General features: G+C 64.7%; 12 protein-coding genes. 7 read left to right on the top strand and 5 right to left on the bottom strand.

All coding sequences use genetic code 11. The features are described from left to right. Positions 1-97: 97 nt before the first annotated feature. From W5W_RS0110825 to W5W_RS0110805, 5 genes are all read left to right on the top strand, one after another. Positions 98-1309, top strand: coding sequence for a PhoH family protein (locus tag W5W_RS0110825; RefSeq protein ID WP_029574265.1), 1212 nt, complete (start codon positions 98-100; stop codon positions 1307-1309). After that, positions 1306-1764 (top strand): rRNA maturation RNase YbeY, encoded by a 459-nt coding sequence (gene ybeY, locus W5W_RS0110820; protein ID WP_008732735.1) that lies wholly within the window; start codon positions 1306-1308, stop codon positions 1762-1764. Before W5W_RS0110825 ends, ybeY begins: the two co-directional genes overlap by 4 nt. After that, a complete protein-coding gene (locus tag W5W_RS0110815; RefSeq protein ID WP_008732758.1) occupies positions 1761-3047 on the top strand; it encodes a hemolysin family protein in 1287 nt (428 codons plus the stop codon). Before ybeY ends, W5W_RS0110815 begins: the two co-directional genes overlap by 4 nt. A gap of 167 nt (positions 3048-3214) precedes the next feature. Further along, a complete protein-coding gene (gene era / locus W5W_RS0110810) occupies positions 3215-4390 on the top strand; it encodes a GTPase Era (protein WP_034498915.1) in 1176 nt (391 codons plus the stop codon). A 183-nt stretch (positions 4391-4573) separates the two neighbouring features. Further along, positions 4574-8143 (top strand): proline dehydrogenase family protein, encoded by a 3570-nt coding sequence (locus W5W_RS0110805; protein ID WP_017195402.1) that lies wholly within the window; start codon positions 4574-4576, stop codon positions 8141-8143. Positions 8144-8211: 68 nt separating this feature from the next. Here the strand turns inward: W5W_RS0110805 and W5W_RS15770 are convergent, their stop codons facing one another. Then, positions 8212-9123 (bottom strand): helix-turn-helix transcriptional regulator, encoded by a 912-nt coding sequence (locus tag W5W_RS15770; RefSeq protein ID WP_081486245.1) that lies wholly within the window; start codon positions 9121-9123, stop codon positions 8212-8214. A gap of 323 nt (positions 9124-9446) precedes the next feature. Between W5W_RS15770 and W5W_RS0110790 the strand changes: the two genes are divergently transcribed. Beyond that, the gene (locus tag W5W_RS0110790) at positions 9447-10895 is read left to right on the top strand and encodes an MFS transporter (protein ID WP_238533331.1); all 1449 of its coding nucleotides are present in this window, start codon (positions 9447-9449) and stop codon (positions 10893-10895) included. Between the two features lie 110 nt (positions 10896-11005). Here W5W_RS0110790 and W5W_RS0110785 read toward each other — a convergent pair whose 3' ends face one another. The 3 genes from W5W_RS0110785 to W5W_RS0110775 form a co-directional block, all read right to left on the bottom strand. After that, positions 11006-11230, bottom strand: coding sequence for a helix-turn-helix transcriptional regulator (locus tag W5W_RS0110785; RefSeq protein ID WP_017195398.1), 225 nt, complete (start codon positions 11228-11230; stop codon positions 11006-11008). Then, positions 11230-11844 carry an ABC transporter permease gene (locus tag W5W_RS14950; RefSeq protein ID WP_274517142.1) on the bottom strand — a complete coding sequence of 205 codons (615 nt, stop codon included), beginning with the start codon at positions 11842-11844 and terminating at the stop codon, positions 11230-11232. Before W5W_RS14950 ends, W5W_RS0110785 begins: the two co-directional genes overlap by 1 nt. 101 nt (positions 11845-11945) lie before the next feature. Then, positions 11946-12311, bottom strand: coding sequence for a hypothetical protein (locus tag W5W_RS0110775; protein ID WP_017195396.1), 366 nt, complete (start codon positions 12309-12311; stop codon positions 11946-11948). 618 nt (positions 12312-12929) lie between these two features. Here W5W_RS0110775 and W5W_RS15290 point away from each other — a divergent pair. Further along, the gene (locus W5W_RS15290) at positions 12930-13538 is read left to right on the top strand and encodes a TetR/AcrR family transcriptional regulator (RefSeq protein ID WP_017195394.1); all 609 of its coding nucleotides are present in this window, start codon (positions 12930-12932) and stop codon (positions 13536-13538) included. Between the two features lie 69 nt (positions 13539-13607). Here the strand turns inward: W5W_RS15290 and W5W_RS16175 are convergent, their stop codons facing one another. Then, complete coding sequence (locus tag W5W_RS16175; RefSeq protein ID WP_154650328.1) at positions 13608-14264, bottom strand: 4'-phosphopantetheinyl transferase family protein; 657 nt, start codon at positions 14262-14264, stop codon at positions 13608-13610. Positions 14265-14677: the final 413 nt, after the last annotated feature.

Raw genomic sequence — 14677 nt, 5'->3', positions numbered from 1 at the left:
TCGCCGGCCGCGGTTCCGCCGGCCCCACCCCGCTCTGCGCCTTCGCGCCGGCCTCCGTACTGTGTCCGCTTAGCGGGCACAGTACGATCGGGGCACGATGACAGACGTCTCCTCCGCTTCACCTGCCGAGCCGCCTTTGGGCCGCGGCACTGCCGCGAGCGGCTCCGCATCCAGATCCCGTGCACCCGGTTCCGCGGCCAGTTCCGCCCTCGGCGCCGCCGCTTCGCCCGGCTCGACCCGCAGTCTGGTCCTGCCGCCGGATCTGCCTCCGGTTGCCCTTCTGGGGGCTCGCGATGAGGTCCTGCGCGCCATTGAGAAGGGATTTCCGGACGTCGATGTTCATGTGCGCAGTACGACCATCACCATCACCGGCGAGGAATCCCGGGTCGATGTCGTCGTCCTGCTCCTGTCCGAGCTCATCGACGTCGCTCGTGCGGGCACGCCCCTGACCGCGGATGCCGTCGAGCGCGCCATCAGTCTGCTGGACGTCGCCGCCCGTCCGGCCGAGGTCCTGGCCGACGACGTCCTGACCGCTCATGGCCGTTCCGTCCGCCCCAAATCCCTCGGCCAGAAGACCTACACCGACGCCATCGAGGAATCCACCATCACCTTCGGCATCGGCCCGGCCGGCACCGGCAAGACCTATCTGGCCATGGCCAAGGCCGTGGACGCCCTGGCGCGCAAGCAGGTCTCCCGCATCATCCTCACCCGGCCCGCCGTCGAAGCGGGGGAGAACCTCGGCTTCCTGCCGGGGAGTCTGACTGACAAGATCGACCCCTACCTGCGGCCCCTCTACGACGCCCTTCACGACATGCTCGAGCCCGAGGCCCTGCCCCGCCTCATGGCCGCCGGCACCATCGAGGTGGCGCCCCTGGCCTACATGCGCGGGCGCACCCTCAACGACGCCTTCGTCATCCTGGACGAGGCTCAGAACACCAGCCCCGAGCAGATGAAGATGTTCCTCACCCGCCTCGGTTTCGGCTCCAAGATGGTCGTCACCGGTGACGTCTCCCAGATCGACTTGCCCGGGCAGCGGCCTTCCGGCTTGCTCGTCGTGCGCCGCATCCTCGACGGCGTCGACGGCATCGCCTTCTGCGAGCTCGGCTCCGCCGATGTCGTGCGCCACCGCCTCGTGGGGCGCATTGTCGAGGCATACTCCCGCTACGAGGCCCAGGCGGCCGCTGAGCGGGCTGCGCCTGCCCCCGGCCATGACCATGACCGCGCGCGCGACAATCGTGACAATCACGACAACCGCCGCAACCGCCGCGGCCGCACCCCTTCAGAATTCCGCGAGAGGAACCGCCCGTGAGTACCGAGGTCGTCAATGAGACTCAGACCGCCATTGATGGCACCGAGTTCTCCGCGCTTGCCGATCACGTTCTGCGCGCTCTGCATGTCAATCCTCTGGCCGAGTTGAACATCCTGTTCGTCGACCCCGAGCCCATGGCCGAACTCCACATGCGCTGGCTCAAACTGCCCGGTCCCACTGACGTCATGAGCTTCCCCATGGATGAGCTGCGGCCCGGCACCGCCGAGAGCGAGACGCCGGCAGGAACCTTGGGCGACATCGTGCTGTGCCCGCAGGTCGCCGCCAAGCAGGCCATTGAGGCGGGCCACTCCGCTGTCGAGGAGATGCTCCTGCTGACCACCCACGGCATCCTCCACCTTCTGGGCTACGACCATGCCGAACCGCAGGAGAAGAAGGAGATGTTCGACCTTCAGCGCACCCTGCTGCTGACCTTCCTCGCGGAGCGGGGCCAGTGAGCGGCACGCCCGTTGCCCTCCTGATCGTCCTGGCCATTATCGTCCTGGCATTCGGCGCTGTGCTGACGGCCGGAGAGACGGCGCTGATGCGCATGACCCGCGCCGCCGCCGAGGACCTCGTTCAAGATCAGCGACGCGGTGCCGGTCGGGTCTTGGCATTGGCCGAGAAACGGGGCCAGGTCTTGGGCTCTGTCGCTCCGATCCGCGTCGCCGTCAATATGCTCGCCGCAGTCCTGCTGACCCTGGCCGCCTCCGGTCTGCTGGACCGGTGGTGGCAGGTGCTGGTCGTGGCCGTCGTGCTCAATATTGTTCTGCTCGGCCTGGTGGTCGGCTTCTCCCCGCGTTCAGTCGGGCGTCGTCACCCCGATGGCACCCTGCTGGTCCTGGCCGGCGTGCTCCTCAAGGTCGACGCCCTCGGCGCCCCGTGGCGATGGATCGACTCCCGCTACGGGCGCTCGGCCGCCCTGACCGATGCTGAGGCCCGCGCCGAGGTCACCGAGGACTTGCGCGAGATGATCGACGAGATCGGCGAGGCCGAGACCATTGAGGACGAGGACCGCGAGATGATGCGCAGCGTCGTCGAGCTCGGCCAGACCCTCGTGCGCGAGGTCATGGTGCCCCGCACCGACATGGTCACCATCGACGCCGACAAACCCGCCTCCGCCGCCATGCGCCTGTTCGTGCGCTCCGGTTATTCGCGCGTGCCCGTCGTGGGGGAGGACGCCGATGATGTCCGCGGCATCCTCTACCTCAAGGACGTCCTGCGGCGTTTGTCCGACCGCCCTGAGCATGAGACCCGCCCGGTGTCCTCCTTCGCCCGCGAGGCCGTCTGGATCCCTGAGACCAAGCCCGCTGACGACCTGCTGCGCGACATGCAGACCGGCCGCGTCCACATGGTGCTCGCAGTTGACGAGTACGGCGGCACCGCCGGACTGGTCACCATGGAGGACCTCCTGGAGGAGGTCGTCGGCGAACTCACCGACGAGCACGACCATGCCGAGCCCGAAGTCGAGGAGCTGGGCCAGGGGCGCTATCGCGTCCCCGCGCGTCTGGGCCTTGATGAGCTCGGCGAGCTGTTCGGTTTGGAGATCGATGACGATGACGTCGATACGGCGGGCGGTCTGCTCACCAAAGCCATCGGCCGCGTCCCCCTCCCCGGGGCTCATGGCAGCGCTCAGGGGGTGGACCTGACCGCCGAGGAAGCCGTCGGCAGACGACGCCAGGTCGCCACTCTCATCGTCAGTCGCACTCCCGGGCCCGATCTCATCGGCGCCCGCGCCTGATATCCGCCCAGCGGGCGCTCTCTGATAGACCCCTATACGACCCGAGAACCGGGGCCGCCACCACGTAATGCATTCCGGGTCTTACGGGCTTTCCCGGCCTCCCGGCCTATTCCGCCCAGTTTTCCGATTGCTGGCGCTGAACACGGTCCTGGGAGAAGATACAACCGATGAGTGATTCAACGAGCGAGCAGATCGGCGCCGCCGATGGCGCGAGTGGTGTCGGCAGTCCTGTCAGCCCCGTCAGGGCTGACAGTGCTGTCAGTGCTAATAGTGCGGATAGCGCCATTGAGGGGGACTTCCCACCGGCTCGCTTCCCAAGTGATGCCGAGCTCATGGACGGCCCTAACGCTCTTGAGGACAACGACGAGGACTTCGACGCCTCTTCACCCGCCTCTGCGCGCGTCGAGATCATCGTTCCCGAGACGCCCGAGGATTTTCGGGCGGGCTTCGCCTGCCTGGTGGGACGCCCCAATGCCGGGAAGTCGACGCTGACCAACGCCCTGGTCGGTACCAAGGTCGCCATCACCTCTGGCCGGCCTCAGACGACCCGCCACAATGTGCGCGGTGTCGTTCACCGCAGCGATTCCCAACTGGTCCTGGTCGACACCCCCGGCCTTCACCGTCCCCGGACTCTTCTCGGTAAACGTCTCAACGACCTGGTGCGCGAGACCCTGGCAGGTGTCGATGTCATCGCCTTCTGCATCCCGGCCGACGAGAAGATCGGCCCGGGCGACCGCTTCATCACCCGTGACCTGGCCGAAGCGCGCACGCCCGTCGTCGCTGTGGTGACCAAGGCCGATACCGTGTCCAAGGAGGCCCTGGCGGCTCAGCTGCTGGCTGTCGATCAACTCGGCGAATGGGCCGATATCGTCCCCGTCTCGGCCAGACGCGGCCAGCAGATCGATGTTCTGACCGATGTGCTCGTCTCCCACCTGCCGTTCTCCCCGCCGCTGTACCCCACTGGCGAGATCACCGATGAGCCGCAGGCCATGATGATCGGCGAACTCGTGCGCGAGGCCGCCCTGGAAGGCGTGCGCGACGAACTGCCCCACTCTTTGGCGGTCGTCGTCGATGAGATCCTCGACCCGACCACGGATACCACTGGGGCGCGTGTCAAAGGCGAGGGCGGGCGACTCCAGGTGCGCGTGAGCCTCGTCGTCGAGCGCGACTCCCAGAAGGCCATCATGATCGGCCGGGGAGGATCTCGTCTCAAGGAGATCGGCATGATGGCCCGCAAAGAGATTGAGAAACTCCTGGGAAGGAAGGTCTACCTCGATCTGCATGTGCGGACCGCCAAGGACTGGCAGTCCGATCCCAAGGCCTTGACCAAACTCGGCTTCTGAATCGGTTTTCTGAACTGGGCTTCTCGCCTGGGCGTCCCTACATGTCACACGTCGCCGCCCTCGCCTCGGAGATGCCCGCATGCGTGATCATCTTCTGGACTCGGGACTTTCCGCCCGCAGAGGTGGTGGGATAAGGCACACTTAGAGGGCATTCCGTACCCCGCCGAGCCAGGAGCATCACCGATGTCCACCACCGTCGATCACCCTGTGTCCAACGACGCCGAGCGCCGTTGCCCCGAGGAACTGTGGGAGATCGGCGAGAGGGCGATCGCACGCGCGCGCCGCTGGACCGAGGAGTCGACGTCCCAGCCCGTTCCCCGCACTGCGAGGCTTCTGGCGCGAATCCTGTCGGACCCGGACGGCCTGAGCTTCACCACTCGCTTCGTCGATGATGTCGTGCGGCCCGCCGACCTCGACGTCGCCAGCCATGCCCTGACGCGGCTGGCTGCTGGGCGTACCGACTTCCTGCCGCCCTCCCTGGCCGCAGCCATGGGCCTGGGAGGCAGGGCCGCCCGTTTGGCCCCTCGTACGGCGACCACCGTGGCGCGTCGTGTTTTCCGCGAGATCGTCGGCGACCTCGTCGTCGATGCGACCGATCGAGGGCTGGGGCCCGCTCTGGCTCGCTTGCGCTCCGGTGGCAATCGACTCAACGTCAATCTTCTGGGCGAGGCCGTTCTGGGGGACAAGGAGGCCGCGCAGCGCCTGGCGGAGGTCTCCCGGCTGGTGGCCCGTGAGGACGTCGACTACGTCTCCGTCAAGGTCTCTGCGGTGACCGGTCCGCACAATCCGTGGGGCTTCGATGAGGTCGTCGCCCACGGTGTGGACGTGCTCTCGCCTCTGTACCGCTTGGCCCGTGATCACGGCACCTTCCTCAACCTCGACATGGAGGACTACAAGGACCTCGACCTGACCATTGCGGTATTCACCGCCATCCTCGACCAGGAGGATCTGACCGACTACGAGGCGGGCATTGTGCTGCAGGCCTACCTGCCCGACTCCCTGGCCGCCATGGAGCGTCTTCAGGAATGGGCGACTGCTCGTGTGGACTCCGGTGGTTCTCGCATCAAGGTGCGGGTGGTCAAGGGGGCCAACCTGTCCATGGAGAGGGTCGACGCCCAGATCCACGGCTGGGAGCTGACCACGTGGCCGACCAAGCAGGCCACAGACACCAACTACAAGCGCATTCTGAGCTGGGCCATGACCCCTGAGCGCGCCCGTGCCATCCGCCTCGGTGTGGCGGGTCAGAACCTGTTCGACATCGCCTTCGCCTATGAGCTGCGGGCCGCTCGCGGCGTCGCGGACGACGTCGAGTTCGAGATGCTGGCGGGCATGGCGACCGGACTGCAGGAGGTGGTGCGTCACGACACCGGTCATCTTCTGCTGTACGTGCCCGTGGTCGACCCGGACGAGTTCGACGTCGCCATCTCCTATCTCGTACGCCGTCTTGAGGAGAATGCCGCTCCGGACAACTTCATGTCCGGGGTGTTCGACCTGGCCTCGGATGCGACCGTCTTCGCTCGCGAGGAAGGGCGCTTCCTGGCGGCCTTGGCCGATCTCGATCCCGACGCCTCCGTGCCGGCTCCCAATCGGCTCCAGGATCGCCTCGCCGAGCGCGAGGCGGGTCTTCCCACTGCCACCGCCGTGTCCGGCGACGGTATCCGGAGTCCCTTCGTCTCGACTCCGGACTCGGACCCGTCCTTGTCCGCCAACCGGCGATGGGCCCGCGACATCGCCGCTGCCGTGCCGACCTCTGTTCGAGGTGCGGCCCGGGTCGAGGCGATCGCCGCCCGCATGGTCTCCGTCGCGCAGGTCGACGCCGTCGTGAAGGCGACAGCCGCCGCTGCGACGGCCTGGCAGCGCCGTGACCCTGCCGAGCGCGCGGCCATGCTGAACCGGGTCGGAGATGTCCTGGCCGCCCGCCGCGGGGAGCTCATTGAGGTCGCCGCCTCGGAAACCGGCAAGACCATCGACCGGTCCGACCCCGAAGTCAGCGAGGCCATCGACTTCTGCCGCCACTATGCCGAGACCTCTCTGCTCCTGCACGATCCGGCCCACATGGCCGGCGCCCGCTTCGTGCCGGCCGGCCTGACCGTGGTCGCCTCGCCGTGGAACTTCCCGCTGGCGATCCCCACCGGGGGAGTGGCGGCGGCCCTGGCCGCTGGCAGCGCCGTCATTCTCAAACCGGCGCCGCCCGCCAAGCGCTGTGCCGCCGAACTCGTGCGCGCCTTTCACGATGCGGGTCTGCCGGAGGATCTTGTGGTCCTCGCCCCGTTGGACGACGGCGATGTCTCGCGTCACCTGGTGACGCATGAGCTGGTGGATCGCGTGGTACTCACCGGCTCCTACGACACTGCACGGCTCTTCCGCTCCTGGAAGCCGAATATGCGCCTGCTGGGGGAGACCAGCGGAAAGAACGCCCTGATAGTCACCCCTTCGGCTGATCCGGATCTTGCGGTGCGCGATGTGGTTGCCTCCGCCTTCGCTCACGCCGGGCAGAAGTGCTCGGCGAGCTCTCTGCTCATTCTGGTCGGATCGGCAGGCGCCTCGGAGCGCATCGCCCGCCAGCTCGTGGACGCCACCGCTTCCCTGCGAGTCCGTGGTCCCGAGCATCTCGATTCCCAGGTAGGACCGGTCGTCGTGCCCGACGACGAGAAGGCGCTGAGGGGACTGACCGCGCTGGGGGCCGACGAGCACTGGGTGCTGGCTCCGCGGGACCTGGGAGACGGACTGTGGCGGCCCGGTATCCGTGTCGGTGTTGTGCCGGGCAGCGAGTTCCATCTCACCGAGTACTTCGCCCCGGTCCTGGGCGTCATGCGGGTGGATACCCTCCAGGAGGCCATCGACGCCGTCAACGCTGTCGATTACGGACTGACCTCGGGGCTGCACACCCTTGACGCCGATGAGCTCGCCGTCTGGTTGGAGGCCGTTGAGGCCGGGAACCTCTACGTCAATCGCGGCATCACCGGTGCGATCGTGCGTCGTCAGCCCTTCGGCGGGTGGAAGCGCTCGGCCATCGGCTCCACGACCAAGGCCGGTGGGCCCTCCTACCTGCTCGGCCTGGGCGAGGTCGTGCCGGCTGCCGGCCAGGACCACGAGGCCGCATATCAGGGCCGCCACGACTTGGCGACAACCTTGGACACGCGCGTTTCCAAGCTCTACGACGCCGTGCGCACGCACCTGGACCGCCAGGATATGGCGCGGCTTCGCCGTGCACTTGTGGCCGACGCCGAGGCCTGGAGCGCGGAGTACGGCGTGGCTCGAGATGTCACTGGGCTTGCCTGCGAGCGCAATGTGCTGCGCTACCGGCCCACGCCCGTTGTCGTGCGGGCGGCCGGCGGCACCCATCCCGCCGACCTGGTGCGCGTTGCGGCTGCCGGCGTGCTGGCGGGCGCTTACGTGAGTCTGTCCGTGGCCGACGAGCTTCCCGCTGAACTCGCGGATGCGCTGGCCGCAGCCGATGTCGATGTGGAGGTTGAGGCGCCGGGCGTGTGGAGTGCGCGACTGGCGGACCTGGCGGCTTCTGAGGCACTCGGGCTGCGCGTGCGCGTCCTGGGGCCGCGGGAGGAGACGGCTGAATCCCGGTGGCGAGAGGCGAGTCGTCTGACCAATGGCAGCCCCGACATCGCCCTTTACACGGGTGCCGTGACGGCCTGCCCGCATACCGAGATGCTGGTCTTCCTGCGCGAGCAGGCGGTGGCGGTCACCAGCCACCGCTTCGGCACCCCGCTCGACCTGGCCGCAGATCTGCTGTAACGACCCGGGCCCGCGCCAGCGGGCGCGTCGCTCTGCGGGCACTGCTCGCTTGCCGGCCGCTGTGCCTCTCACGGTTTCTCACGATGCCCCTCGTCCGGCGGGCATGGCTCTCTGGTCGTGTGCAGGGGAGCGTGAGGAATCGAAACCATCGGGAAGAAGGCGAGTGCATCTCGCGTAGCGGAGTTGTTCGGTGTGTAAACCTCAAGGCGATGATCTGGCGATTCCGGTTGCAGCCACACCTGATAGTCCACGTCCAAAGGGCCTAGCATCGGGTGGGACAGAAGCATCCTACCCACCGTGCAATCGGCGACGTCTCCTTCTTCCCAGAGACTCACGAAATCATCGCTTTTCGTCGACAGATCTCCGATGAGGTCGGCAAGATGGGCGTCATTCGGATAACGTCCCGAGGTGAGTCGAAGATAAGCAACGTGAATGCGCGCCAATTCTTCCCAGTTACTGTAGAGGTCGCGCATGCGCGGATCGAGAAAGAACAGCCGTGGCACGCAGGGGCGTTGATCTATGTCCGTCGGTGCCTCGAACGGCAGATTCTCGAACAGGAGCTCATGGCCAGATCGGTTCCAGGCGAGGATGTCGCCCCGTCGTCCTAGGATGACGGCGGGGATGGCTTCGTGCAATGATTCGAAAAGCGATAGGACACGGCGATGAGGTTTCTCCGGTGCTTCACGGATCATTCGTGAGGGAGAATTCGAATGAGCCAGGTTGTAAAGATGCGTTCGTTCGACGTCATCGAGACGCATGACCGATGCCAGCGCGTTGAGGACCTGCGTCGATGCCGTCCCCGTCTGATCCTGCTCGATCCTCGTGTAGTAACCGACGCTCACTCCTGCCAGCCGGGCCAGTTCCTCGCGCCGTAGGCCGGGTACGCGTCTTGGCGCGCTCCCAGGGTCCAAACCAATCGACTCTGGAACGGTTTTGTCGCGCCGGGTCTTGAGGAAAGTCCCCAGAGTCTCGCCTCTCATGCTTTCCAGACTAGCTGCGGATGCGCCGCCGATGGGCTCGCCTGGATGTCCCTGGCGGGTATACCCGAGGATGCGGGGCATCCCTCCGGATGTCGCCATATCCCACGGCTCATCGCATCTGCATGCCGGTTGATGGGGGGCCGGGGCGCGTGCATGTGCCAAGGAGGGTCGCGCTGAAGGCGTCCACCGGCGTGGGTGCACATGGCTCGAGTACACATGACTATGGTCTTGCCGGCTTCCCGAGCCGCCGCGAAGCATGGGCGATATGAATATCGGCGAGGGCCAGCAAGGGGCGGGTGAGGGCAATGAGTGAGGATGCGAGGGTGCGCGCCCCGCTCCAGTCGTGGTTGGGTCTCATCGCAACGCTCGGGCCCGTGCTCGTCGTTGCCATGGATGGTTCAATCCTTTTCCTGGCAATGCCCAGCATTAATGAGGCGATCCAGCCGACCACGGAGCAGAGCCTGTGGATTCTCGATATTTACGGATTTACGGTCGGCTCCCTTCTGGTTACTTTCGGGAATCTCGGAGATCGGTTTGGGCGAAAGAAGCTGCTTCTCATTGGAGCGTCCGCATTCGGAGTGGGCTCGACATGCAGCGCTTTCGCCTCTTCCCCCGAAATTCTGATCGGCACTCGCGCTCTCATGGGGCTCGGGGGCGCCACTCTGCTTCCGTCATGCCTCGCCGTCATCAGTGAATTATTTTCCGACGCAGTGCGGCGGGCGCGAGCGATTGGAGTCTTCGCCGCAACATTTTCCGCCGGATTCGTCATCGGGCCGATTGTCGGCGGGGTGATGCTGAATCGCTTCTGGTGGGGATCCGTATTTCTCATCAACGTTCCCGTCATCGTCGTGTTCCTGTGCCTCGCGCCGATTCTGCTCAAAGAGGTCCATGGCTCGAGGCCGGGACGAATAGACATTCTCAGTATCGTCCTGTCGGCGACTGGTCTTCTGCTTGCGATTTACGGCGTCAAGCATGCCGCGACTTATGGCGTTGATCGACTCAATGTCACACTCGTGATGGTCGGCATTATAATTCTGGTCATATTCTTCGTGTGGCAGAAAAGGCTCGAGGATCCTCTGCTCGATGTCCGCCTGTTCGAAGAGCGCGTATTTGCCGTTGCTGTCCTGACCGGACTTCTCTCACTCTTCGTGTGGTCGGCCGCGGCGTATCTGAGTATGACTTATCTCCAGTTCGTCCTCGGATACACCGTTCTGCATGCCGCGGTACTAGCGATCCCGGGAGCGATAGTCCTCACTCTCTCGAGCGTGTTCACTCCTCATTTCGTCGAATATGCGGGTGCTCGCGCGGCGCTGATCCTCTGCCACTTCTCCATGGCTGCGGGTATGCTCCTGCTCCTCCTGACCAGTACCGCTACCGGCCCCATCTTCTACATGACGTCGACCGTGGTCGCCGGTATTGGATTCGGCATCTCGTTCAGCCTCGTCGCTGATACCGCCGTGGGGGCTGTGCCCGAATCGCGCGCCGGAGCGGCGGGTGCGATTGCTGAGACCAGCAACGAAATCGGCAACGCGCTGGGCATCGCACTGCTCGGGTCGCTCCTCACTGTTGTATTCCGTGCCACCTATGACGGTACGGAAACCGGCATAGGGGAGGTCGTCGAAGCCTCGGGAGTCGGCTCGGCTGCTTTCGACCATGCCCAGTCGGCGTTCCTCAACGGCTTTCACGCCGTCGGTGCCGTAGCCGCGATTATCTGCGGCTCTCTGGGCATTCTCGCCATCCGCTGGATCCCCCATGAGGCTCGGCAGGAGTGATCCTTCTGACCGCGCTCCCGGTTCTTCGAGGTAGAGGTTCTGTGCGCGCTCGGAAGACGGCGTCTGTCCGGCGAGGATTGATCCTTTGGGGCGGAGTGCTCACTTCCATCTCACCGGAGGCGGGGGAACTCCTCCAAGGAGAAGACCGATTCCACAGGCACGTCGAAGTACCGGGCGATGCGCAGGGCCAGGTGGAGGGATGGGGCGTACTCCCCGCGCTCCAGGTAGCCCACCGTTTGATAATGGACGCCCAGCGCCTCTGCGAGTTCGCGGCGGCTGACCCTGCGGTCGGCGCGTAGGACCGCGATCCGGTTGTGGACGTTCTCCTCGGCCATTACAGGCCCGACTGCGAGCGGATGGCGGACTGCATGCGGGACAGGGTACCGATGCTCTCCCTGCGGAAGGAGCGGCGGATGACCGTGGGGACCACGACGAGTCCGCCAACGGCCCACACCGTGAGGATCCCCACGGCCAGAGCCGGTGCGAAGACGCTGCCTACCTCCCAGGCCGGGTCGCCCGCCAGCGCCCAGCGGGTCAGGTGCCCCGCCCAGTACGTGGGCAGGACCAGCTGAATCGCCTGGGCCCAGCGGGGGAGCCAGTCCAGGGGGAAGAAGGAGCCGCCCGTGAGGAGAAGGGGCAGGGCTGCCAGGTAGGTGATCATCACGCTGTAGAGCCCTCGGGTCATAGAGCCCATGAGGAAGCCTAGAGGAGCGGCGGCTACGGCGGACAGCACGATGAGCGGCAGGCATATCAGGATCTGGGGTGCGCTCACGGGCAGCGACCTGGTGAGGACGGCCCCGATGAGTACGGCCCCCTGGATGATGGCGGACATCGTGATGGTGGATATCGTCTTGCCGATTGCCCGTGTTCCCCCGATGGGAAAGGGTCCGACTGTTTCTGTCCGCGGGTCCCAAACGAACTCCCGCGTGGTACGCGGATGACGCCGCATACCGCAACGCGGGCCTCCACAAGGTTTCGCGCGATGCTGCCTCACGTCCGCGCCATGACGGTTGGCAGTGGTTCTGACCGTCAGGGCGCATCGGCTAAGTGCTACTCGAGGCCCATGAACATGTAGGCGACGGTCACACGTCCGTCGCCGTCGCGGAAGATCACATCCGCGCCCTTGCCCATGACGGTGCCGTCAGGGGCGGTGACTGCCGAGCTCAGCAGGGTCGCGTCTCCCGCGTTGACCTGCTGCGTGTACGAGAACGCGACGCCCTTGCCGACGATCACGTCCTCGTGGACACGGTCGATGTGCTCGATGATCTGCTCGACTCCAACGAGGGTCGCGCCGATCGAAGACACGACCATCCGCCCGTCCGGCGCCCAGGTGTTCCTCACGTTGTCGTGTCGGCGCTCGGCCTGGGGCTCGGTCCACGTCTCCAGGTAGCGCTGAGCGAACTCGGTTGTGCTCATCTCTCGGGTGTCCTTTCGCGACGGTCGTCTCTGGCAGGCAGGACCTTCACGGCAACCCGTGAGGTGCCAACCTTTATCAATACTAAACCATCTAGTCGGTTTAGTGTCTAGTCCGGGATGGCTGTCCGGCTGCCGGAGTGGCGGAAGCGGCTGGTTCGGCGGTACTGGGTTACACCGTTCACCTGCAGGTTTGCCGCCGAGTAGGGCGCCTCAGCTTTGGACCGCTGTGTCGGCACGCGGCGCGACCCTGTGGCGGAACACCTCGGTCCCCTGCTCCGTTGACACCGGCTCGACCGGGCTGGCATCGATGCCGGTCTCGGGAGCCAGCATGTGTGGAGCTGGTGCTCGTTGGCGCGGCCTCTCCGACGCCGCCCGGGCGGTGGTGTCAAGCCGGCCCTCCGTGTGTCGGCCAGCGCTGTCGCTCTTCGTGACGGCGTGTCGCGGAGAGGTCGCTCCCGCGGCATCCGCGATAGCCTTAGATCTAGACACTGCCAGGGGTGCCGTCATCTCGTCGCGACACGAGTGAATGTGGGTCTGGCCAGTCAACAGCCCGAAAGTTGAAGCCTTAGCCCGATGTGTGGTCCGCTCGGTGCTCGATGAATCACGGAGTCTTGACCTATGTCCTCCCCCCAGCAAGCACGAGCTATCGAGACGCGGGATCGCCTTTTGCGCGGTGCAGCTGAGACGTTCTCGGCGAAGGGCTATGAGGGCTCGACGATCGATGACATTCTTGCTGCCAGCGGCGTGTCCAAGGGTTCGATGTATTTTCACTTCGAGTCAAAAGCTGCTTTAGGCAGGGCGATTGTTGTTTTGCAAACCGAGATGGTGAGCGGATTTGAACTCGACAATCAGGTCCCGGCCGCGCAGCAGCTCATTGATGCGAGCTTTGCCTTCGGCCGTGCGCTGCAATCCGACCCACTGATCCGCGCATCGGTCCGTATGACCACCGAAGGGCATGGCTTTGACGACGAACAGCGAATAGCTTTCAATGATTGGCTCAACTTTGTGACTGAACTGAGCAATAGGGCAATCTCTGAGGGTGACATTCGGGGTTGCTGGAGTGCATCCGAAGTTGCCCAGACGCTCACAGCGGGAGTTAACGGCTCGCAGCAGTCTTCGCTCATTTACTCGAACTACGTCGATATACTTGACCGACTGCACGCATTCTGGCGCATGATCGCCCCAGGTCTTTTTACTCGAGAAGCCGCCGAAAGGCTTAGGTACTAAACGGGTGTAGGGTATGCGAGAGTGTTGGTCAGTACGTTAAGGGATGTGGAGCCCTCCTATGAGTGGTGTTTACGGCCTGTGATGGTCGTCGGCTAGGACGAATACGCTCGCGAGAACTATACCTTTCGATGCCGCCCGCCTTCCGCTCATCCGAGCGAGTAAGCCGGCGTCGCTGTCGTTCGTCCCAGACGCAGTAAAGGTTCTGTTCGGATTGAGATTGATGGCGACATCAGTGAAATCTAGGTAGTGCTTGGTGATGGGATGCCAAGGTTTGTAGACAGCCTCCTTTGTGCAATACAACAGCCTCTCCGAGGCTATTCCAATCTTGGTGATCGACGGGAGGAGGTGGATTTCCGTTGGCATGGCGATTGCATTAATGAGACTGCTAGTCAAAGGTTCGTGCGGTTCGGCATAAATTCCAATTGCTTCGAAGTTCGCGGATCGCGCTACCGCGGCGGCACGGAAATCGCGACAGTGCGCCATACTGCCGACAAATCCGCTTGGCCAAATCGGGCAGCCTTGGCTGTAGTGAAGGATGGGAATCGGTTCAACACCCATAATCCTTAGCCCAGCCCGGGCGCACGCGCACACAGTGACGAACTCACGGCGACGCTTCTCGACGGATTTTGCGATAATCGCGGACTCTCCGCTGAGCAACTCTCCATCGAGAACATCGTCCGTGCGGTTGACACCCGCGACATCATCTGGGTTAACGAGTTCGATCACGGACCCCCAGGCGTCGTTGCAATGTTATAAATGCGGCTGAGAGCGGACCAACATCCTCGACACATGCTACTTGACGTGCGCCCTGTGGGTTCGTGGCCCCGAAAGACGTTCGCACTCGATATCATCCAGTTTTGTGACGGGCGCTGGTTCGCTTGAGCGCGTCCGTTGTACACCGCTGACCACTTCTGTAGACCAGGCTCGGCCCCCAGGCCGTGAGCCACGCGGTGCTGCCATGCATCTTGCCAAACCTTCGACAGCATGGCCGTTTGGTCTATTAGGAACGAGCCGAGCAGCTGGCGCGACGGGGGGGTGCCCCTATGTGGTGTGTCAAGCGGTGGTGGTTAGTGGTTGGGCTGGTTGGGGGTTGTAGAGGGTGCCGTTTCGGATCATGGCGTGCAGGGTGAGGATGCGGT

The sequence above is a fragment of the Actinomyces massiliensis 4401292 genome (assembly GCF_000269805.1).
GTDB lineage: Bacteria > Actinomycetota > Actinomycetes > Actinomycetales > Actinomycetaceae > Actinomyces > Actinomyces massiliensis.
This window is presented reverse-complemented; position numbering and strand designations above follow the sequence as displayed.